Annotated in this window: 1 pseudogene; it reads left to right on the forward strand. The window is 50.1% G+C overall.

Going from position 1 to position 473, the window contains the following annotated elements:
- Positions 1–473 (forward strand): annotated as a pseudogene (locus E0D98_RS25795) (IS3-like element IS600 family transposase); the annotation flags it as partial.

Below are 473 nucleotides of genomic sequence, written 5' to 3' on the forward strand. Positions count from 1 at the left end.
GGGTTACCGCCGCCAGAAAAGGGCTCGGTACTCCTGGTTCCCGCACGGTGGCTGAACTGGAATCTGAAATTCTGCAACTGCGTAAGGCGTTAAATGAAGCTCGCCTTGAGCGAGATATATTAAAAAAGCAACAGCGTATTTTGCACAGGAGTCGCTGAAAAATACGCGTTAATCGAACAATGGCGACAACAATTTCCCATTGAAGCGATGTGTCAGGTATTTGGTGTATCCAGGAGCGGTTATTACAACCGGGTACAGCATGAACCCTCAGACAGAAAACAAAGTGATGAGCGGCTAAAACTGGAGATTAAGGTGGCACATATCCGCACTCGCGAAACATATGGAACCCGGCGGCTCCAGACGGAGCTGGCAGAGAATGGCATCATCGTTGGTCGTGACCGACTGGCACGTCTTCGTAAGGAGCTAAGGCTACGCTGTAAGCAGAAACGCAAGTTCAGAGCGACTACGAACTC

The sequence above is a fragment of the Escherichia sp. KCJ4928 genome (genome assembly GCF_004352695.1).
In the GTDB taxonomy this organism is placed as follows: domain Bacteria; phylum Pseudomonadota; class Gammaproteobacteria; order Enterobacterales; family Enterobacteriaceae; genus ECMA0423.